At 56.3% G+C, this 21,044-nt stretch carries 14 protein-coding genes and 1 pseudogene; 11 read left to right on the forward strand and 4 right to left on the reverse strand.

Annotated elements, in window-relative coordinates; translation table 11 throughout:
- Positions 1–166: 166 nt before the first annotated feature.
- The 7 genes and pseudogenes from M3223_RS14785 to M3223_RS14815 all read left to right on the forward strand — a co-directional run.
- Positions 167–412: pseudogene (locus M3223_RS14785) on the forward strand (group II intron maturase-specific domain-containing protein); the annotation flags it as partial.
- A gap of 355 nt (positions 413–767) precedes the next feature.
- Entirely contained in the window at positions 768–2,846 is a 2,079-nt protein-coding gene (locus M3223_RS14790) for a methyl-accepting chemotaxis protein (RefSeq protein ID WP_251562762.1), read from the forward strand.
- Positions 2,847–3,351: 505 nt separating this feature from the next.
- Positions 3,352–4,341, forward strand: coding sequence for an ABC transporter ATP-binding protein (locus M3223_RS14795; RefSeq protein WP_251562764.1), 990 nt, complete (start codon positions 3,352–3,354; stop codon positions 4,339–4,341).
- Positions 4,338–5,330 carry an ABC transporter ATP-binding protein gene (locus M3223_RS14800; RefSeq protein WP_435368020.1) on the forward strand — a complete coding sequence of 331 codons (993 nt, stop codon included), beginning with the start codon at positions 4,338–4,340 and terminating at the stop codon, positions 5,328–5,330. The genes M3223_RS14795 and M3223_RS14800 overlap by 4 nt, the downstream gene beginning before the upstream one ends.
- A gap of 64 nt (positions 5,331–5,394) precedes the next feature.
- The gene (locus M3223_RS14805) at positions 5,395–7,062 is read left to right on the forward strand and encodes an ABC transporter substrate-binding protein (protein ID WP_251562766.1); all 1,668 of its coding nucleotides are present in this window, start codon (positions 5,395–5,397) and stop codon (positions 7,060–7,062) included.
- A 29-nt stretch (positions 7,063–7,091) separates the two neighbouring features.
- The gene (locus M3223_RS14810; protein ID WP_251562768.1) at positions 7,092–8,096 is read left to right on the forward strand and encodes an ABC transporter permease; all 1,005 of its coding nucleotides are present in this window, start codon (positions 7,092–7,094) and stop codon (positions 8,094–8,096) included.
- Between the two features lie 11 nt (positions 8,097–8,107).
- Entirely contained in the window at positions 8,108–8,995 is an 888-nt protein-coding gene (locus tag M3223_RS14815; protein ID WP_251562770.1) for an ABC transporter permease, read from the forward strand.
- 423 nt (positions 8,996–9,418) lie between these two features.
- Here the strand turns inward: M3223_RS14815 and M3223_RS14820 are convergent, their stop codons facing one another.
- The 3 genes from M3223_RS14820 to nirB (M3223_RS14830) form a co-directional block, all read right to left on the reverse strand.
- Positions 9,419–10,072 carry a DUF2306 domain-containing protein gene (locus M3223_RS14820; protein WP_353057704.1) on the reverse strand — a complete coding sequence of 218 codons (654 nt, stop codon included), beginning with the start codon at positions 10,070–10,072 and terminating at the stop codon, positions 9,419–9,421.
- Between the two features lie 214 nt (positions 10,073–10,286).
- Positions 10,287–10,622 carry a nitrite reductase small subunit NirD gene (nirD, locus tag M3223_RS14825; protein WP_251562773.1) on the reverse strand — a complete coding sequence of 112 codons (336 nt, stop codon included), beginning with the start codon at positions 10,620–10,622 and terminating at the stop codon, positions 10,287–10,289.
- A complete protein-coding gene (gene nirB / locus M3223_RS14830) occupies positions 10,619–13,063 on the reverse strand; it encodes a nitrite reductase large subunit NirB (protein ID WP_251562776.1) in 2,445 nt (814 codons plus the stop codon). Before nirB (M3223_RS14830) ends, nirD begins: the two co-directional genes overlap by 4 nt.
- A gap of 357 nt (positions 13,064–13,420) precedes the next feature.
- On the opposite strand from nirB (M3223_RS14830), the gene M3223_RS14835 reads away from it, so the two are divergent.
- Together M3223_RS14835 and M3223_RS14840 are read left to right on the forward strand one after the other, a co-directional pair.
- Positions 13,421–14,050 (forward strand): ANTAR domain-containing response regulator, encoded by a 630-nt coding sequence (locus tag M3223_RS14835; protein ID WP_251562777.1) that lies wholly within the window; start codon positions 13,421–13,423, stop codon positions 14,048–14,050.
- Positions 14,047–15,093 (forward strand): anthranilate phosphoribosyltransferase, encoded by a 1,047-nt coding sequence (locus M3223_RS14840; RefSeq protein ID WP_251562779.1) that lies wholly within the window; start codon positions 14,047–14,049, stop codon positions 15,091–15,093. Before M3223_RS14835 ends, M3223_RS14840 begins: the two co-directional genes overlap by 4 nt.
- A gap of 744 nt (positions 15,094–15,837) precedes the next feature.
- Here M3223_RS14840 and M3223_RS14845 read toward each other — a convergent pair.
- Complete coding sequence (locus tag M3223_RS14845) at positions 15,838–17,091, reverse strand: nitrate/nitrite transporter (RefSeq protein ID WP_251563016.1); 1,254 nt, start codon at positions 17,089–17,091, stop codon at positions 15,838–15,840.
- Between the two features lie 439 nt (positions 17,092–17,530).
- Here M3223_RS14845 and M3223_RS14850 point away from each other — a divergent pair, with 439 nt between their 5' ends.
- Both M3223_RS14850 and nirB (M3223_RS14855) read left to right on the forward strand, forming a co-directional pair.
- Complete coding sequence (locus M3223_RS14850) at positions 17,531–18,775, forward strand: molybdopterin molybdotransferase MoeA (protein ID WP_251562781.1); 1,245 nt, start codon at positions 17,531–17,533, stop codon at positions 18,773–18,775.
- 51 nt (positions 18,776–18,826) lie between these two features.
- Complete coding sequence (gene nirB, locus M3223_RS14855; protein ID WP_251562783.1) at positions 18,827–21,034, forward strand: nitrite reductase large subunit NirB; 2,208 nt, start codon at positions 18,827–18,829, stop codon at positions 21,032–21,034.
- The last annotated feature ends 10 nt before the right edge of the window (positions 21,035–21,044 follow it).

The following is a 21,044-nucleotide window of genomic DNA, read 5'->3' on the forward strand; positions in this document are numbered from 1 at the left end:
ATGACGAATTTATGGATATATCGCCTTTTAATAAAATTTTATACACAAAAAAAGAGGTAAAGAACTATCGACGCTTGGCTACACGCTATGAAAAAACAGCGAGCATGTTCAAGGCTTTTTTGACGCTGCTCTCCATTCGGTTATGGCTCAACATGGAAACGAAAGTTCCTCACGCAGCAAAGCGATCCCAATCGAGATGCGAATAAAGGAGTTAAATCAATATCTGACAGGTTGGTGCGGTTATTATGCCCTGACAGATACGAAAAGCGTGTTCCGAGAGTTGGATGAATGGACAAGAAGAAGGCTTCGGATGTGTGTTTGGAAGCAATGGAAGCGACCAAAGACGAAGGTTAGAAAACTGTTGTCGATGGGAGTACCGAAACAGAAAGCTTATGAGTGGGGAAATGCGAGGACAGATACGATCAATTGCGGAATAGGACATGAACCGCCGTATACCGAACGGTACATACGGTGGTGTGAGAGGTCGGGGGCTTGGCGCCCCATCCTACTCGATTTCCATCTCTTCGACATAGTAAAGCGCTTAACATACCTGCCATAGCTTTAGTCTGGCAGGCATCATGTTCCAGCTAACCAAAAAACACTTTCCCGGCATTCCATTATGTAAGCGATATCAATATCTCAACCTGATCTCGATAACAATGTATTTTCAATGAAGTTCAAAAATATTTCAAAATCTCCTTAAGCTAACCCTCCTCCTTGCCGAAAAATGTCATGCAGAGTAGAAATATGTCGAAGGAGGGTTTAGGTTGTTTCAAAAAATAAAAAGTTTAGCCGCCAAAGCGAAAAACCGGGTCCTCAACACGGGCTTGCGGGGCAAGCTGGTCATAGGTGCGGTTGCTTCGACCTTGGTGATATTCATAGGCGTCTCGTTTGTCATTTACTATAATGCTCAGCAGACGATTACCCGAAATGTAAACGATGCGCTCTACTATGAAAAAAGAGAGATTGCTGGGCAGGTGAACGCCTTAGCCGCTCCGGCCGGGGAAGCCATAGAGCGGATTAAAGGAAATGTGTTCATTTTAAACTACATGGAAAACGCCAATTCGACGGATAAAGTGCGGACAACGCCGGGGTACAAGGAAACGATGGAGACGCTCGGTCTTATCGAGGAGGACAACCCCGATATCCTTCATACCTATGTGGCGCTGGACGGCGCAAACTGGCTTTTGGGCAGCGAAGAGATGAAATTGGCCGACGGCTACAGCATGAAAGAGCGGACCTGGTACATTGATACGCTAAAAAATGAAGGATTGACGATTTCCGAGCCGTACGAGGACGAAAATACCGGCAAACTGGTCATTACGGTCAGCAGCCCCATTAAAAACAAAGATGGAGAGCTGCTTGGCGCCGCATTGGCGGATATCGCTATTGACCGTTTGGGAGAGCAGCTTAGCTCTTTCAACTACAGAGGCGCCGGATATGCGGTCTTGGTCGATAACAAAGGCATGTTTATCTACCATCCAAACGAAGAGTACCGGATGACGAAAAAGATTACCGAGCTGGGAGGCAGCTGGACCGAAATTGGCGAAAGCATGCTTAGTGGCGATTCCAGCAGTGTGAGCAAACAGCTTGACGGGGAGAAACAGTATGTATCTTACGATGAAGTGCTCCAGGGACGATGGTCGGTCGGCCTCGTCGTTCCGGCATTCGTAGCAGAAAAGGAGCTAAGAGCGTTTGAGACGATTTTTGTCATTTCTGTCGCGGCGTTTATTTTGCTCCTATCCATCGTGCTGTACGCCATTACAACGAAGCTTCTCAAGCAGATTCCGGTGCTTACGGCCGCTTTTCAGCGGGCGCGGGACGGAGATTTATCAACGCGGGTTGAACATAAGGATACCGGGGAAATCGCGATGCTGATTGACGGCTTCAACGATCTGATTGCGACGCAGCAGCAGCTGATCGGGAACATTAAGTTTAACTCGCGCAGCATTTCCGAAGCGATAGCGTACACCGAGCAGAGTGTATCCGGCTTGGACGAAAATATTGGAGACATTTCAGCTACGACGGAGCAGCTGTCAGCCGGATTGGAGCAGACTGCAGCCTCGATGCAGGAAATGAACGCGTCTACCATTGAGATTGAATCCGCTGTGCAAAGCATCGCCCGCAAAGCTCAAGAAGGCGCGGAAACGGCCGTTGGAATCAACGGAAGAGCTTTGCGGCTGAAGGAGGAGGCGCTGCAATCGCGCCAGGAAGCGGAGCGCATGTATGGCGCAGCGGGTGAAAGACTGCGCGACGCAATCCAGCAATCCGCTTCAATCGAGCAGATTAATCAGCTGGCGTCTTCAATTCTGGGCATCGCATCCCAGACGAATCTGCTGTCGCTTAATGCTTCCATTGAGGCCGCGCGCGCCGGAGAAGCGGGCCGCGGCTTTGCGGTTGTAGCTGGAGAAATCCGCAAGCTGGCGGAGCATTCCAGCCAATCTGTAGCGGAAATTCAAACTGTGACGGCTAGTGTTACGACAGCTGTAGCTGAGCTTGTTTCGGCGTCGGAGCATATTCTCGCTTTCATGGAGCGCGAGGTTTTGCCGGATTACGAGGACATGCTTGAGACAGGTGAGCGCTACAGCGAGGACGCCGCTTATCTGGAGACGCTCGCTACCGATTTTAGCGCGACGTCGCAGCAGCTACTTGCCTCCATTCAGAACATGCTGAGCGCAATTCACGAAACGACGATTGCGACCGGAGAAGGCGCTTCAGGGGCCGAAAGCATCGCTGGCAAAACAGAAGGCATTATCGAACGCTCCGGCGGAATCGTCGCCCAGATGTATGAAATTAAAGCTGGCACGGAAAGTCTGATGGAAAAGGTTTCGCAGTTTAAGGTCTAAAAAACGTTGTTTAGACCCTCCCCATTCGGGAGGGTGTTTTTGCTTTGCTGACTTTATGCAGAGAGGTTGAAGGTTATACAATTCGCGTTATTTTGAAAATAAATTAATCATTTTTTTGGTTTTATCCGGAATGTTATGTAGTAATACTGCATGAAAATTAATGTTGAAAACGCTTCCTGTTATGTCATATTTCCTATCTTTGATAGCTTTTTTAAATAGAGGTTTGATTCAGAAGTCTTATGGAATTCAGTTTTCACCCCTATATTTCGAGGGAATTCGAGTTTCAATTTAATTTTCGAGCACGAACTATGAATAAAAATTCAATATTTACGAACTTTACGTTTCTGATTTACAATCACTGTGATAAAACCTGACTCATGAAAGATGGGTGTTCATTGAATTTTAGTAACCCTTATTTTTCCTTACAATTTAAGAAAATCATGAATTAACTGTAACGCGTTCTATTTATAATGCATTAATGAATTAAAGTGAAAGGGGCGGACGAATGGAGCCTCACCTGCTGGAGATTGTGGATCTGCATACTCATTTTGTGACGGAGCGAGGCGAAATTCCTGCGGTTGACGGAGTGGATCTGTCCATCCGTAAAGGCGAAATCGTCGGCGTTGTCGGAGAATCCGGCTGCGGCAAAAGCGTCACGTCGTTGTCCGTCATGCGGCTGCTGCCGCAGCCTCCCGGCAAATACGCCGGGGGATCGATTCGTTTCAAGGGCGAGGAGCTGATTCATGCCCGGGAAAAAAGAATGAAGCAGATTCGCGGCAATGAAATCTCGATGATTTTTCAAGAGCCGATGACCTCGCTTAATCCGCTGCTGACAGTCGGCGAGCAGATTATGGAGACTCTCCGCGTGCATTTGCCGATTGGCAAAAAGGAGGCGGCCGCCCGCGCGGTTGATATGCTGCGCAAGGTTGGCATCGCCCGTGCCGAAAGCATTGTCCGCTCGTATCCCCATCAACTGTCCGGCGGAATGCGGCAGCGGGTCATGATTGCCATTGCGCTTTGCTGCGAGCCGGAGCTGCTCATTGCCGACGAACCGACAACGGCGCTTGATGTGACAATCCAGGCGCAAATTCTGGACCTGATGAAAAAGCTCAATCGCGAAACGGGGACGGCCATTATGATGATTACCCATGATTTGGGCGTTGTCGCTGAAATTTGCGAGCGGGTCGTGGTCATGTATGCCGGCAAGGTGGTCGAAGAAGGCGCGGTGAAGGACATTTTCGCCAATCCGCGCCATCCTTACACGCAAGGTCTGATCCGTTCCATTCCCAGCATGAATGAGGAGCGCAGCCGGCTTTATTCCATCCCGGGCCAAGTGCCGAAGCCCGGCGCGATCTCGCAGGGCTGCCGTTTTGCGCCGCGCTGCGAATATGCCATGGACATATGCAGGGCGCAGCTTCCGGAGCTGATTGCAGGGGCCAATGCCGCCCATCGCTCCCGCTGCTGGCTGAACACGACGCAGGAGGTGGCGAATTGAGCAGAGCGACGTTGGCTGACAGCGGGGATGCGCTGCTTGAGGCGGAGGAGCTGAGTACTTATTTTCCGATTCGCACAGGCATTATGCAGCGGGTAACGGGGCAGGTCAAGGCGGTGGATAAAATCAGCTTTAAGGTCCGACGCGGGGAGACATTCGGAATCGTTGGTGAAAGCGGTTGCGGAAAATCGACGACAGGCCGCTCGCTGCTTCGGCTCATCGAGCCGACCGGCGGCACCGTGCGGTTCGATGGCCAGGAATTGGGCAGTCTCGGCGAAAGCGGCCTTCGGAAGATGCGCCGGGACATGCAGATGATTTTCCAGGACCCGTTTGCTTCGCTTAATCCCCGCCATCGCATCGGAAAAATATTGCAGGAGCCGTTAATCGTGCATGGCATCGGGAACGCGGCCGAGCGCCGGGAGCGGGTCGCCAAGGTGATGGAGACTGTAGGGTTAAGCGCTTGGCAGCTGGAGGGTTATCCGCATCAGTTTTCCGGCGGGCAGCGGCAGCGGATTGCGATCGCCCGCGCGCTTATGCTGGAGCCGAAGCTGATCATAGCGGACGAGCCTGTGTCGGCGCTGGATGTGTCCATCCAGTCGCAAATTCTGAATCTGATGCACGATTTGCAGGAGCAGATGGGGCTTACTTATGTGTTTATCGCGCATGATTTGAGCGTTGTCAAACATTTTTGCGACCGGGTGGCGGTCATGTATCTGGGGCGGATTGTGGAGCTTGGCGACAAACGGCCGCTCTATTCCGAGCCCAAACATCCCTATACGAAGGCGCTGCTGTCCGCAGTGCCGAGCACGGATCTGGGGAAAGCCTCCGAGCGGATTATGCTGCAGGGCGAGGTTCCGAGCCCGGCTAACGCTCCGGCAGGCTGCGTGTTCCATACGCGCTGTCCGCAAGCAATGGACATTTGCCGACACGAGCGCCCGGTGATGAAGCAGGTAGCCCCTGGACATGCAACGGCTTGTCATCTTTACTCCTAAGCCAGCGGCGGAGTGGGATTGCAGCATATAGAGCTTGATCGGATTTTGAAACCAAAGGGAGGCAATGAACTTGAAAAAATGGCAATCCGGAGCGGCTCTGCTGCTCGCTTCCGTCATCGTCTTTACCGGCTGCAGCGGCAATAACTCGCCAGCGGCTAACAACAGCTCGCCGTCAACAAGCGAATCGCCATCCGGCAGTCCGGCTCCATCCGGAGGGGCGGGCTCCCAGGATACGCTAATTATGGCGCGCGGCGGAGACGCCGCAGCGCTTGACCCTTCAATCGTTACCGACGGGGAGTCCATGAAGGTGACGGAGCAAATTTTCGAGGGGATGCTGACGTACAAAAACGGTACGACGGAAGTGGCGCCTGCTCTTGCCGAAAGTTATGAGGTGTCGGAGGACGGCCTAACGTACACGTTCAAGCTGCGCCAGGGCATTAAGTTCCATGATGGAACAGACTTCAACGCTGACGCGGTCGTGTTCAACTTCACCCGTTGGTTCGATCCGGCCAGCCCGTACAAATTCGAGGGTGATTCCTTCGACTATTACGATTCAATGTTCGGCCCTGACGGCTCCCGCGTCATCAAGGAAGTGAAGGCGGTTGATCCCGCGACCGTGCAGTTCACGCTGAACCAGCCTCAGGCGCCGTTCCTGCAAAACCTCGCCATGCCTGCATTTGGCATCGCTTCTCCGAAGGCGGTTCAGGAAAAAAAGGACAAGTTCAAGAGCGAGCCTGTCGGAACCGGGCCGTTTGTTTTCAAGGAGTGGAAACGCAATGAGTCCGTCACGCTGGAGAAAAACGCGGATTACTGGCAGGAGGGGCTGCCGAAGCTGAACCGCGTTATTATTACGGTCATTCCGGAAAATACAGCTCGTTTTACAGCGCTGCAAAACGGCGAGATCGATCTGATGGAGGGCGTGAACCCCGACGACCTGACCGCGCTGGAGAGCAACGCCGAGCTGCAAAAGATCGTGCGCCCGTCCTTTAACGTCGGATACCTTGGCTTCAACGTGAAGAAAAAGCCGTTTGATGATCCGAAGGTGCGCGTTGCACTGAACCACGCCGTGAATAAGGAAGGCATCATTCAAGCTTTTTACGGCGGTTTGGCGGAAATGGCTGTCAACCCGATGCCGCCGACTACGCTCGGCTTCAACAAGGATGTGCAGGATTACCCGTACGATCTGGAAAAAGCGAAACAGCTGCTGGCCGACGCCGGATATCCGGACGGGCTGCCGAATGAGCTTGTTTTCTACGCGATGCCTGTTGCGCGTCCTTATATGCCGGATGGCAAAAAAGTGGCCGAGGCCATTCAGGCCGACTTTGAGAAAATCGGCGTAAAAACGCGGATTGAATCGCCGGAATGGGCGACCTATCTGGCCGATCTGAAAAAAGGCGAGAAGGAAGACCTGTTCATGCTTGGCTGGACGGGCGACAACGGCGACCCGGACAACTTCCTGTTTACTCTTTTGCACAAAGACGCCATCGGCAGCAACAATTACAGCTTCTATTCCAACGAGGAAGTGAACAAGCTGTTAAGCCAAGGCCAGTCGGAAGCGGATTCGGCCAAGCGCGAGGAGCTTTACAAACAGGCCCAGCTGCTAATCAAGCAGGACGCTCCATGGATTCCGCTTGTTCACTCCACGCCGCTTTTGGCTGCCAAGGCGAATTTGAAAGGCTACGTGCCTTCTCCGACGAGCTCGGAGCCGTACAGTGAAGTTTATTTCGAATAGGCCGATGCTGACCGCAAGGAGCAACCAATATGCTGAATTACACGATACGCCGTTTGCTGATGCTCATTCCCGTGCTGCTGGGCATGACGCTCATCGTATTTTCCATCATTCATGCCATTCCAGGCGACCCTGCTGAAGTCATTCTTGGCGAAAAAGCAAGCAACGCCTCCAAGGAGGCGCTGCGCCAGCAGCTCAAGCTGGATCAGCCGCTGTATATCCAATACGGAGATTATCTAGGCAATCTGCTGAGCGGCGATTTGGGCAAGTCAATCCGCACTCGTGAGGAGATTACGTCGGAGATGGGACCTTATCTTGCGGCAACGCTGGAGCTGACTGTTTTCAGCATGCTGTTTGCGATTATCATCGGCGTTAACGCCGGCGTTTTAAGCGCCTGGAAGCAAAACTCCTGGTTTGATTACACGAGCATGCTGATCGCGCTGATCGGGGTGTCGATGCCGATTTTCTGGCTTGGTCTGATGGAGCAGTGGCTGTTCGCGCTTGAGCTCAAATGGCTCCCGTCAATCGGCCGGATGAATCCCCGCGATCCGGTCGATTCCGTCACCGGCCTGTATCTGATCGATACGCTGCTGGCAGGGCGGATGGATCAGTTCTGGACGGTCATGAAACATCTGATTTTGCCTGGCATCGCGCTGGGCACCATTCCGATGGCGATTATCGCGCGGATGACCCGCTCCAGCATGCTGGAGGTTTTGCGTTCGGACTATATCCGCACGGCAAAGGCTAAAGGGATATCGCAACTGGGCGTTATTTATAAACATGCGCTGCGCAATGCGTTCATTCCCGTCCTGACCGTTGTTGGCCTGCAGTTCGGGCTGCTGCTCGGCGGAGCGGTGCTGACCGAGACCATTTTCGCCTGGCCGGGCGTCGGGCGCTATATTTTCGACGCAATCAGCGCCAGGGATTATCCCGTCATCCAATCCGGCATTCTGATCATCGCGTTAATCTTTGTGCTTATTAACTTGCTGGTAGATTTGCTGTACGCCGCGGTCGATCCAAGAATCAGCTACAAATAGGAGGAGATTGCGTGTCACAACCGGCTATCCGACTGGCCGTCCCGCCGCAAGCGGAAGTCTCCTCCCCGTGGAGAGATGCGTGGCGCAGCTTCCGCCGCAACCGCATGGCGATGATCGGGCTTGGCATTATCATATTTTTTATACTTGTCGCGCTAATGGCGCCGCTGCTGGCGCCGTACAATTACAAGGAGCAGAATTTGGTTGACCGGCTGCAGGCGCCGAGCGGCGAGCATTGGTTCGGCACGGACGATCTCGGGCGGGATATTTTCTCCCGAATCATTTACGGGACGCGCATCTCGCTTTGGGTTGGCGTCAGCAGCGTGCTCGGATCGATTGCGTCCGGTACTTTGCTGGGCATTGTTGCCGGGTACTACGGTCGTTGGATCGATGCGCTGATATCCCGCCTTTTTGACATCCTGCTGGCGTTCCCCGGCATTTTGCTGGCAATCGGTATTGTCGCCGCGCTCGGGCCATCGCTGCAAAATGCGCTGATCGCAATCGCCATCGTCAACGTGCCGGTGTTCGGCCGGCTTGTCCGGGCCAGGGTTTTGAGCTTGCGTGAGGAGGAGTACATTACGGCCGCGCGTTCGCTCGGCATGAGGAATTCCCGTATTTTGCTGCAGCATATTTTGCCGAATTGCCTTGGGCCAATCATCGTGCAGGGCACGCTCGGCATCGCTACGGCGATTATTGAAGCGGCTGCGCTGGGCTTCCTTGGCCTTGGCGCTCAGCCGCCGGATCCGGAATGGGGCAAAATGCTGTCCGATTCGCGCCAGTTTATTCAAAAAGCACCGTGGACGGTCGTTTTTCCCGGCCTTTCCATTATGCTAACCGTGCTCGGCTTCAATCTGATGGGAGACGGTCTGCGGGATGTGCTGGATCCGCGAATGAAACAGTAAACCGTAAAGGAAAAGCGCCGGCGGAAACCGGCGCTTTTTGCTGCGTTTTTTAAGCTGTGTGGAAAGTAGTTGAATGGGAAAAGCCAGCTGCATAAGAACAAATGGTGCTGAGCCTCCGTAAGGGCGAGACGAGCGGAAAAGCTTCTGGTAAGGGCGTCAAACGACCTTACGGAGCAGGAAACCGCGCAAACAGCCGTCGGTAAGGGCGTCAAACGACCTTACGGAGTGTGAAACCGCGTGAACAGCCATCGGTAAGGGCGTCAAACGCCCTTACGGAGTGTGAAACCGCGTGAACAGCCATCGGTAAGGGCGTCAAACGACCTTACGGAGCGTGAAACCGCGTGAACAGCCGTCGGTAAGGGCGTCAAACGCCCTTACGGAGCGTGAAACCGCGCGAATAGCTAAGATAGTCAAAGAGCACATTCACGCCCGCCGCTGGTCCTTCGGAATTTTAAGCATCCGTATGACTATTTCGCCAGCCGCCAGCAGGAAAGCGATGTTGACATAAAGCGCAATGGTATAACCAAGCGTGTAATCTAGGCCGAATCCGGAATAAAACAAGGTCGTGAATATGTGCAGCGTCAAATTATTGAAGCAAAACGCGTAACTGCGAATCATGCCGCGTTTATGGTTGGCGAGCCGCCGCTTCCTTGCGCTGCGTATAGCAAAAATCGTAATCGCCGGCCAAAAAATGTTCAGCAAGTTAAACGGAATGCTGGTCCATTTGCCCCCGGTTGCGTAAGGAGCCATATAGCCCGATGATATGCAAATAATGATTATGCTAGTTAAATAGACGTATCCGTTCCACCGGTGGAAACGGAGCGCTGCCGCTGTCCGTCGGGTGCGCGGCAAAAAGCCGAGCAGGCCGGATAGTGTAGCCAGGCAAGCGGCTGCGATATGAATATAAAGGACGATGAGCCAAGCGCCGCCGTTGTCCGGCAGGGAAGACTCTGGTTTGTGCCCCAGAAACTCGGCGGCCTGAGGATCGAGAACATAATTTTTAACTAGAGCATAAACAATGGCTGCTGCTGCTGCACAAACGAGCAGGCGCAGGGCTGTGCGTGAATTGGATACGATGACGGCTTAACTCTCCTTTCCAAGGTTAGGAATGAATCGTTAGGTTAAGGCGCAATTGTAACGGCCAACGTCATTGTACCATTCAAGCAAACGATGGATGCTGCCGGAAAAGTGTCCATTTTTAATCCAATTAAAGGATTCTTCTTTTGGTTTATGACAAATAGTGTACTGCCGCTGTCGGGTTTGCGCCGAAAGACGTCTAATTCGTCGACGCTTAAGGATGAACAGCAGGGCAGACCTCGTTTTTGACTAAAATAATACGTCCGTCCTTGTCCACCTGAGCCTGATACACCTTGACCGAGCCTTCGTCCGGCGCTGCCGCGCGCCCGCTGCGCAGGTCGATTTTCCAGTCATGCAGCGGACAGTGGACCGAGGAGCCGCAAACCATGCCCTCCGACAGCTTGCCGCCTTTGTGGGGGCAGCGGTTCTCCACCGCCGCAATTTCGCCGCTGGAAAGCTTGAAGAGGGCGACTTCCTCTTTTTCTACCGTTACGGTTCGGGAGCCGAGAGGATCAATTTGCCCGGTATGTCCGACATGATATTCGCTCATTGTGAATTCCTCCCCGCCGCCGCAAGCGGCTCAAAGTTTTTGCGCAGCTCAGCATTATCCACGATTTCATGCCATGGGTCCTCAAGGCCGGAGAGAGCTGTCTGCAGACGGTCGACGAGGGCGAGTCTTTCGTCCCGGTCAGACAAAGCCTCGCGAATCGCATCTATTCCAATTCGATCTACCCAATGGGCGGTACGCTCGTTCCAGTTTGCATTTTCCCGGTAATATTGCAGGTAGGCTCCAGACCATTCCATGACTTCCTCCTCCGTCCGCACAACCGTCAGCAGATCCGTCGCCCGGACTTTAACGCCTCCGTTGCCGCCGGCATGAAGCTCCCATCCCCCGTCGATGGCGACAACGCCGAAGTCCTTGATCGTTGCTTCAGCGCAGTTGCGCGGGCAGCCTGACACGGCCATTTTGAACTTCGCCGGTGTGCTGATGCGCTCAAACGCTTTTTCCAGCTTGATGCCCATGCCCATAGCATCCTGGGTGCCGAAACGGCAGAAGGTGTCGCCGACGCATGTTTTTACCGTGCGCAAAGCTTTGCCGTAGGCGCTGCCCGAAGCCATGCCGAGCTCTTCCCACATACGCGGGAGATCCTCTTTGCGCACGCCGAGCAGATCGAGCCTTTGTCCGCCAGTGAATTTTACCAGCGGAACCTGGAAGCGCTCCGCCACGTCGGCGATATGCTTCAGCTCCGCCGGGCTGGTCACGCCGCCGTAAATCCGGGGAACGACCGAATAGGTACCGTCCTTCTGGATGTTGGCATGATAACGCTCATTCGTAAAACGGGATTCCTTCTGGTCGCGGTACTCCCCGGGTTTCAGCATTCCCAAGTAATAGTTCAGAGCTGGACGGCATTTGGAGCAGCCTTCGGGCTGGCTCCATTCCAGCACGTTCATCGTTTCCTTCACCGAGGTAAGCCCCATTGCATTAATCGCTTCAAGAATGCTGTTTCGGTCGAGCGGGGTGCAGCCGCAAATGCCTTCTTTGGCCTTCACGACGGAATCTCCGGCAGTTAATGTAAGCAGATCTTCCACTAGCGGCTTGCAGCCGCCGCATGAGGCGGAAGCTTTCGTGCAGCTTTTGACAGCCGACAGGCTTGTGCAGCCCTTGGATGCGATGGCGTCAACAATGTCATCCTTGCTGACGCCGTTGCAGCCGCATACGATCTCGTCGCCGGGCATCGCGGACAGCCGCTCCAGAGGCGAAGCCGCGCTGGTTGCGCCGGGAGCAAATCCAAGCAGCAGCTGCTTTTCCCGACCTGCGACCGATTCGCCGGTTTTCATCAGATTGAACAGCATCGGCCCGTCGTTGATGTCGCCAAAAAGCACAACTCCCTCCAGCAAATCGCCGCGCAGCACCAGTTTTTTGTAAACGGCGTCCACCTCGTCTTTAAATGACAGCGAGCGGGTTCCTTCAAGACCGATATAATCTCCTGCCGAAAATACATCAACGCCGGATACCTTCAGCTTTGTCGAGGTGACGGAGCCTTTGTAGCCTTCGGAGTGAACGCCTGCGAGATGTTTCGCCAGCACGGCTCCCTGTTCGTAAAGGGGGGCGACGAGGCCGTACGTGATTCCGTTATGCTCGGCGCATTCGCCGAGCGCATACACGCCGGGAACGCTCGTGGACAGATCATCGCCAACGAGTACGCCTCGCTTGACCGCAATGCCGGAGCGGGCGGCCAGCTCGGCGTTAGGCGTGATGCCGACGGCCATAACGACCAAATCCGTTTCCAGAAAGCTCCCGTCTTTAAAAGAGATGCCGGTAACCCGGTCAGCTCCGGTAATTTCCCGGGTCTGCATGTTTGTTAGAAACTTCATGCCCTGCATCTCCAGCTCATGACGCAGCATATGGCTGGCCGGAGGATCGAGCTGGCGGTTCATCAGCGCGCTGGAATTATGGATGACGGTGACGTCCATGCCGAGATTGAGCAGCCCGCGGGCGGCCTCCAATCCTAACAGTCCGCCGCCGATTACGGCGGCGCGGCGGTAGGTCCGGGAAGCCTCAAGCATCGTCTCGCAATCGCGAATGTCGCGAAACCCGATGACGCCCTCTTTGTCCGCGCCGGAGACGGGCAGCATGAATGCGCGCGAGCCGGTAGCTATTAGCAGCACGTCGTAGCTGACCGTCAGCCCTTGGTCGGAGGCGACCGTCCTGGCTTGTGTATCAATAGAGGTTACGGTATGGCCGACATGCAGCGTAATGCCATGCTCCGCGTACCAGCTCCAGTCATTGAGGACGATGTCCTGCAAACCGGAGCCTCCGTCGGCCAGCACCGTGCTAAGCTGGATGCGGTTGTAGTTTGGATGCGGCTCGGCTCCGAAAACCGTAATTTCGTAGGCGTCGGGAGCGAGCTTAAGCAGATGCTCGATGCAGCGTATTCCGGCCATTCCATTGCCGATCATGACGAGTTTTTGGGAGTTGGACGTGTTCATCCTTCAAGCTCCTTTCGGATAGGCGAGTTTGCCGAGAATAAAAGCAGAAAAGCCTGCGGGAATACCGGGACGGATTGATCCGTCCTCCGGAATTCCTGCAGGCTTCGTTGCCGCTGGAAGGGATACATCGTTGTATCCTCAGATAGATGATTGAATTAGGCTCACTATAAGGCACAATCTCTTTAATGTCAATATACATAACATAAAATTCAGGATTTCATCCAAATTCAAGGGATTATATCGACAAAACGAAAGTTATTGTGTTATATAAATTTACATGAATTCCGAGGTTGGCGTTTAACCCTTTCTTCGAACGGGGGAGACGGCGGCTCTGGATGCGGAGAGGAGCCGCTGTCGATGCGATCAATTGTCGTCATTACCCCACGGAACCAAGAAGTTTCCCGGCTGCAGGACACGCCGGACAAGGCGGGAGCGTCCCCGGAAAGCCTGCTTCGAGGCTGCGGCTACGCCGTGCTTCGAGCGGTAACGGAGGAACAGGCTGCAACGGTGCTGCCAGAGGCCGACGCGGCCGTGCTTCATATGGCGCTTCCGCAAGTGCGCTCCTGGCGTGATGCGGTGGCGGAGCAGCGGCAGCTGCCGCTGCTCTGGTGGTGCAGTCCTGAGGCAATGGGTGGCTCGGCGGAAGCTTGCGAGGATGATGTCCGTTTAGACGGCCTGATTACTCCCGGCATGAGTGCCGCAGAGGTCCATTGGGCGCTGCAGCTGGCGGGAAAATCCTGCATGGAGAGGCGGCAGTGGGAGGGAGAGCGCAAGCGGCTTTTGCAGCGGCTGGAGGAACGGAAATGGATCGAAATGGCTAAAGGGATTCTTTCCGAATCTCGCGGTTTGAGCGAGGCCGAGGCTTATGAGCTGCTTCGTTCGGAGGCGATGCAGGAGCGCAAACGGATGGTGGATGTTGCAACGTCGATTGTGAAGGTGTATGAGCTGCTTCAGCACAATACGAAAAAAGGGGCGGGCCGTATATGATCCATCTGCTGAAAGAAGTCGGCCGCGGCAAACGCGGCGCTAAGGATCTCGGATACGACGACGCCGCTGCTGCGGCCGAAGCTATATTAGGGGGGGCTGCAACGCCAGCCCAAATCGGGGCTTTTCTCATCGCCGAGCGGATCAAAATGGAAAGCGTTGAGGAAATCGAGGCTTTTGTGCGCGTCTGCCGTACTCATGCCCGCCGGGACGGCTTGCAGGGAGGCATTGATTTTGCGGGGCCGTATGACGGACGGAAGCGGACGTTCATCGCGACTTTTCCGACGGCGTTTGTGCTTGCGGCGGCAGGGCTGCCGGTGACGCTGCACGGTTCCGCGCCGCTTCCTCCCAAATGGGGCGTGACGCTGCATTCGCTTCTTGAAGCCGCCGGGCTGGACCCGGACCGGCTTTCGCGGGAGGCGCTCCAGGCAGCGGCTCGTCAGACCGGGGTATTGTACGTTCCGGCGGAGAGCTGGTGCCCGGCGCTCGGGCGGCTGCGGCCGATCCGCGAGGAGCTCGGGTTGCGGACGGTGTTAAATACGGCCGAAAAGCTGCTGGATTACGGCGGGTCGCCTTATTTGGCCTTCGGCGTATTTCACAACACGGTTTTTGAACGGCTGGCGCGCCTTCTGACTGGGCTGGGGTATGAAAGATCCCTTCTCATTCAGGGAGCGGAGGGTTCGGAGGATCTGCATCTGAACCGGCCGACCCGGCTGTATATCGTTGAAAACGGAGTGGCGGAGCTGCAGGTTGTCGATCCTGAAGCGCTTGGCCTGGATCTGGAGCAGGAGGAGCGCGATTGGACAGCGGCTGAGCAGCTGCAGGCCGGGGAAGCAGTGCTGGGCGGTGAGGGCTCGATGTCCCATGCAGGCGCGGTTTTGCTGAATGCCGCGCTTCGGCTGCAGCTGGCGAGGCGCGCGGATTCGCTGGAGGAGGGCGTGTACATCGCGAAGGAGCTGCTGGAGAGCGGCGCGGCTTGGGGGAAGTATCAGGCATGGAAAAAATCGCTGGAGCTGCCGGAGTCCAAAGCTCTCGCGGCGCGTTAAAAAGCATAAAGCCTTTTGCGGTACCTGCCGGATGCGCGGCGGTGCTGCAGAAGGCTTTTTTAGTTTAAGAGGTTTCTATAACAGCGAGGCGCTGGCTGGAAGAAGCTCAAAAGGCAGCCCCGGCAACCTGCATGAGCAGGGTGTCGGGGCCGCCGAGGGCGCAGATTGAGCTGGTGAGTCGCCGTTGTCGCTGATTGATATAGGGCTTGCGAATGACGGGGTGCTTGAGGGCGTCAAACGCCCTTAAGCAGCGAGAATCCGAGCGAGAGGGTGCGGATAAGGGCGTCAAACGACCTTAACTCGCGAGAATCCGAGCGAAAGGGTGCGGATAAGGGCGTCCAACGACCTTAACTAGCGAGAATCCGAGCGAAAGGGTGCGGATAAGGGCGTCAAACGCCCTTAACTCGCGAGAATCCGAGCGAGAGGGCGTAGTTAAGGTCGTCAAACGCCCTTAACTAGCGAGAATCCGATCGGATGGACGTAGATAAGGGCGTCAAATGCCCTTAACCCACAGCCAGTGCTCGAAGAGCTGTCACTGTTACTCGCCCCTTAGTGCGTATTTCCATCACCTTGCGAGATGAGTGTCAGAAATCCTAGACAAGAACTGATCGTCCTCAGCTTTGCGGACCGCGATAATCGCGACCGCCGACCATAACCGAATTGCTAGAGCTTGGCTGAGCTACAGAGACGCATAACCGAATTGCTAGAGCCTGGCTGAGCTACGGAGACGCATGACTCGTAGTGCTAGAGCTTGGCTGAAGCGGTGGAGACGCCGGATGCCGCTGCGGGAGCGCCGTTGCCGCTGTCCGACCGCGAGAGCCAGCCCTTTCGCCAGCCGATTTGCTTCACTATAATCAGGCCCATCGCTCCGGCGGCGACAGCGCTGAGGCAGAGGAAACCCGGAGCGTAGCTGCCGACGGATTTGTACAATTGGCCAAGCACGAGCGGCAAGGCGTAACCGCCGAGTCCGCCAGCCGCGCCGACGATGCCGGTCATCAGGCCCAGCTCGCGTCCGAAGCGCAGCGGTACCAGCTGAAATACGGAGCCGTTGCCCGCGCCAAGGCACATCATGCCGACGAACAGCAGCGCAAGCACAACGGGCAGCGGCGGCATAAAAGCAACGCAGGCAAGCATGAGCGCCGCGCCTCCGTATAAAATCGTCAGCATGCGAGCGCCGCCGATTCTGTCGGACAAATAACCGCCAATCGGTCGGAAAAGGCTGCCTCCAATGACGCATAACGTTGTGAAATCAGCGGCTCGGATGGGAGCCAGGCCGTATTGGGAGTTGAAAAATATCGTCAAGTAATTGGAGAGGCCGACAAATCCGCCAAAAGTGACCGCATAAAGAGCGCAGAATACCCAGGCGTCGCCTTGTTTCATGACGAGCGCATATTCGGCTGGCTTGCGCGGCTCCGGACGGCTCGGGCTGTTGCGGGCAAATAGGGTGAACAATATTAACACAGTAACAATCGGGATGATTGCGAGTCCAAAAACAATTTCCCAGCTCCCGTAGTGCATGGCCAGCCGATTGGCAAAAAGCGTGGAAAAGACGGTCCCGCTGTTGCCGGCTCCGGCGATGCCCATCGCGAGTCCTTGATGCTCCTTCGGATACCACTGCCCCGCCAGCGGCAGCGCGGCGGCGAACGATGCGCCGGCAAAACCAAGCAGCAGCGCAACGATGTACAGCTGCTCCAGGCTGTTGACGAATTGCCAGCCCATCACCAGCGGGACAATTGAGATGACCATGCCGATCTGGGCGGTCAGCTTGGGGCCGATATAGTCCGAGAGAAAACCGAATACAAGCCGCAGCACTGATCCTCCTAAAATAGGCAGCGCCACCAGATTCGCCTTCTGCACCGGATCCATCGGATAATCGGCGGCGATGACGACAGCCAGCGGACCGATCAATACCCAAATCATAAAGCTCACATCAAAATACAGAAAAGCGCTCAGCAGTGTCTTTTTGTCTCCGCTTTGCCAAAAGCTCTTTCTCTCCATCATCCTATCCTCTCCTTTGTACGGCCGGCAGCTATTAGGGCGCTCGATCAAAAAAAGCCGCATCCTTCCCATGATAGGAAAGCTGCGGCTTCATTGCCGGAGAACCGGTATGCGAGACTGTACGGCCTTGTAGAGTCTAGACCGAGTATAAGGATGAAAGAACAAATATGTCAATATACCTAACTTCAAATAATCAAAATCCATGTAATTATGTTAGATATATTGACATTAACATTGGCATCCATTAAGCTGAAGCTAATTCAATCGGCACAGTGCTGTGCTGTCTCAAAGAGTGCAACGAAGCCCTCTTCCGCCCGCGTCTTGGACGCGCTGCGGAGCGGGCTTTTTTTATACGCGGCGCCGGCAATCATTCTGCTGAAAAGGGTCGTGCCCGGCAGAAGTGACAGGAGTTATTTTGTTTAATCGGGAGGCGGATTTAATGGTGAACGATAGCCTAATGGAGCTTGAAGACGCAATACGCCTGCTCGCGGAACATACGCCGGAGATTGGGACGGAGCAGGTCGCTCTGGAGGAGGCATGCGGCCGCGTGCTCGCGGAGCCGCTAATCGCCCGGCTGCAGCTGCCGCCTTTTCGCCGGGCAGCTATGGACGGTTACGCGGTGTATTCGGACGATCTAGCGCCTCTCGAACGCGGCGAGTCCGTCATGCTGCGGAGGAGCGGCGAGCTCAGGCCGGGAATGGGAGCAAACGGCGCAGGTACTAGCGGGTTCGGCACAACGCTGCGTATTTTTACTGGCGCACCTGTTCCTCCGGGATATGACCGCGTCGTTATGCAGGAAGCGGTTGTCCTGTTAAAGGACGGACGGGTGAATATCCAGAGGCTTGCGGGTTCGCAGTCTCACATTGCAGAGGCCGGCGAGGACGTTCCAGCCGGAAAAAAGCTGATTGGCGGCGGAATGCGCCTGCGGGCGCGGCATATCGCGCTTTTGGCATCGGACGGGAGGGATGCCGCGGTTGTCCGCCAAAAACCTCGCGTGAGCGTAATTCCTATCGGCAGCGAGCTGTGCGAACCGGGGAAGCCGCTTGGAGAAGCGGCCATTTACGATTCCAACGGCTTTATGCTCGCCGCAAGGCTGCGGGAGCTAGGGGCAGAGGTCCGGCGTTACGCCCCGGTTGCGGACGATCCGGAACAGCTTGCTTTTGCAATCCGGGAAGCCGCAGTGAACAGCGACCTCGTTGTGACGGCGGGAGGCGTATCCGTGGGCGATTGCGATTACGCGCATGAAGCAGCGAGGCTTGCGGGCGGAATGCCCGTCATTCAAAAGGTGCGGATGCGGCCCGGCACGCCTACATCGGTCTATGGGCTGCCGGGTGGAAAGCTGCTCGCGGCGTTATCCGGCAATCCGTCGGCCTGTCACGCCGGGATGGAGCTGCTCGTACGCCCGCTGGTATTAAAGCTGGCAGGCAGGATCGACTGGCAGCCGCATTGGAGGAGCGGACGCCTTGGGGCAGCAATTCGCAAGCCCTGCCCTTATCCCCGGTATATTCGCGCGTCACTGCTGGAGGAGGCGGGAAGCGAACCGCTGCTGATGCCGCTGCCGGGAGACCGTTCCGGCAATGTCGCCGCTTTTGCGAGCACCGATGCGCTGGTGCGGATACCGGCAGGCGGCCGGGGAGCCGACGAGGGCGAGCTGATCCGGTGGATCGGACTTAGCGGCGATTGAGCGCAAACCCCGTTGCCAAAGCGGAGCCGCTACAGGAGAGGAGGAGCGCATATGGAAGAGAGGCGCAGAAAGCTCATTGTCGTCGGGAACGGCATGGCGGGCGTCAGGCTGCTGGAGGAACTGATGAAGCTGGGGCCAGAGCGATATGATATTGCGGTATATGGCAGCGAGCCGGTTCCGGCGTACAACCGGATTTTGCTTTCCAAGGTTCTTCAGGGCGATACCCCGATGGAGGAAATTACGCTAAAGCCCGCCTGCTGGTACGAGGAGCGCGGAATCCGCCTTTTTACCGGAGAAACGGTTGAGGCAATCGACGCTCCTAACAGAACGATCCGCACCTCGGCTGGACGAACGGACCGGTATGACCGGCTCGTGCTGGCAACGGGCTCCTCAGCCTTCATTCCCTCCATTCCCGGGGCGGACAAAAAGGGGGTTATCGCGTTTCGCACCATCGCGGATTGCGAATCGATGCTGAAGGCGTCCCGGGAGGGCAAAAGGGCGGCGGTAATCGGCGGAGGACTGCTCGGACTGGAAGCTGCGCGCGGTTTGCTTAACCTCGGCATGGAAGCGCATGTCGTACACAATGCCGTTCATCTGATGAACCGCCAGCTGGATCCGATGGCTTCGCTGCTGCTGCGGCGGGAGCTGGAGCAGCAGGGCATGGAGTTTCATCTGGGCAAGGAGACGCTTCAGGTGACAGGGCTGTCCCGGGCAAACGGACTGCGTTTTCGCGATGGCGGCGTTCTAAAAGCGGACCTGATTCTTTTTGCCATCGGCATCCGTCCTCGAATTGAGCTGGCGAAGCTTGCGGGGCTGAATGCGGCGCGCGCTATCGTCGTTGATGATTCCATGCGCACCAGCGATCCGCATATTTTTGCGGTTGGCGAATGCGCGGAGCACCGTGGAGTCGTATACGGACTGGTTGCGCCGTTGTATGAACAGGCCAAAACGCTTGCCGCCACGCTGGCGGGAGCTGAGGGACAACAATATGAAGGTTCTGTCCCCTATTCCCAGCTGAAAGTTTCCGGAGCAGAGGTTTTTTCTGTCGGGGACGTGAGCGGGCATGGCGAAGAGGAGACGCTGCTGCAGCAATTCGACGGTTTGAAAGGTACGTACCGGAGGGTTTTTGGCCGGGGAGGCGTTGTAACGGGCGCAGTGCTTTACGGGGATGTGTCGGATGGTCCTGAGCTGCTTGGCCTCGTCAAAAAGAACGCCTCCATCGCGGAGCTTGAGAAGGCGTTCAGCGGCGGTTCCGCCGCGGCGGCGCCAGACGGGCTGAGTCCCCGCGATGCAGCAGCAGCGGCCATGCCGGATTCCGCTGTCGTATGCGAATGCAACGCCGTCGCCAAAGCGGAGATTGTCCGGGCAGTCTCCGGCGGCTGTGGATCGGCGGACGAGGTGCGCGCCTGCACGGGAGCTTCCGGCTCCTGCGGCGGCTGCCGCCCCGTTGTCGAATCGATCGTCAAGCTTGCGCTGTCGGGTCATAATATGTCGGAGCAGAAGCCAGCTATGCTGCAGACGGCTGCTGTACCGCTGTCCCGGCCGCTTCCGTTATGCGGCTGCACAGAGCTGGCTCCGGCGGAGCTGCCCCAGGCGCTGTCCCGGCTGGCCAAGGCTTTATGCCCGCCGCAGGAGGCGCTGTCCCGGCTGGGCTGGAGCAGTTCGGCCGGCTGCGAGGACTGCCGTCCGGCGCTGAACTATTATGCGCAGCGGAACGGTTGGCCGGTTATCGGAGATGCAGTGGAATGGCCTGTAAGCCAGCGGACACTGAAGGTACGGGCAGGCCGCGCCGCTGCAGGAGGGCTTGGGGAGAATCGAGAAGCAGCGGTTGCCGCCGCGTTGGAAAGTTTATGGAGGCGGCTTCCGTGGCCAACGCCGCTTACCGCCGCAGTGTCTTCCGGCCCGCATGCTCCTGCGGGAACGCTTGTCGCCGACATCGGCCTGTCGCACGCGCCGTCCGGCTGGGAGCTGACTGCAGGAGGCAGCGCCGAGGGAGTTGTGCGCGGAGGCCAACTGCTGGCCGTGGCGGATACGCTGGAGGAGGCGGCGGAAGCGGCGAGCGCATGCCTGCAGCTGTACCGCTCCGAGGCGTTCTGGGGCGAGCCGGTTTGGCAGTGGCTGGAGCGGAACGGAGAGCTGGCGCTGCGCGAAAGGCTGGCCGATCTCGGCCGGAGGCGCAGCCTTGCGGAGCGGCTCCGTCTTGAAGCGGAGCAGTTCACTCCGGCGGAGCGTGCTCCTGCGCCGCTGCGGGCGCTTTAGCTGGGCAGCT

It is taken from the genome of Paenibacillus pasadenensis (assembly GCF_023715725.1).
Lineage (GTDB): Bacteria > Bacillota > Bacilli > Paenibacillales > Paenibacillaceae > Paenibacillus_O > Paenibacillus_O pasadenensis_A.

Excerpts from the sequence above, each read along its gene's own strand:
- M3223_RS14845 (WP_251563016.1), bottom strand. The coding sequence starts at position 17,091 with ATGGAGAGAAAGAGCTTTTGGCAAAGCGGAGACAAAAAGACACTGCTG.
- M3223_RS14835 (WP_251562777.1), top strand. The coding sequence starts at position 13,421 with ATGCGATCAATTGTCGTCATTACCCCACGGAACCAAGAAGTTTCCCGG.
- M3223_RS14840 (WP_251562779.1), top strand. The coding sequence starts at position 14,047 with ATGATCCATCTGCTGAAAGAAGTCGGCCGCGGCAAACGCGGCGCTAAG.
- M3223_RS14805 (WP_251562766.1), top strand. The coding sequence starts at position 5,395 with ATGAACTTGAAAAAATGGCAATCCGGAGCGGCTCTGCTGCTCGCTTCC.
- nirD (WP_251562773.1), bottom strand. The coding sequence starts at position 10,622 with ATGAGCGAATATCATGTCGGACATACCGGGCAAATTGATCCTCTCGGC.
- M3223_RS14850 (WP_251562781.1), top strand. The coding sequence starts at position 17,531 with ATGGTGAACGATAGCCTAATGGAGCTTGAAGACGCAATACGCCTGCTC.
- M3223_RS14795 (WP_251562764.1), top strand. The coding sequence starts at position 3,352 with ATGGAGCCTCACCTGCTGGAGATTGTGGATCTGCATACTCATTTTGTG.
- M3223_RS14810 (WP_251562768.1), top strand. The coding sequence starts at position 7,092 with ATGCTGAATTACACGATACGCCGTTTGCTGATGCTCATTCCCGTGCTG.
- nirB (WP_251562783.1), top strand. The coding sequence starts at position 18,827 with ATGGAAGAGAGGCGCAGAAAGCTCATTGTCGTCGGGAACGGCATGGCG.
- nirB (WP_251562776.1), bottom strand. The coding sequence starts at position 13,063 with ATGAACACGTCCAACTCCCAAAAACTCGTCATGATCGGCAATGGAATG.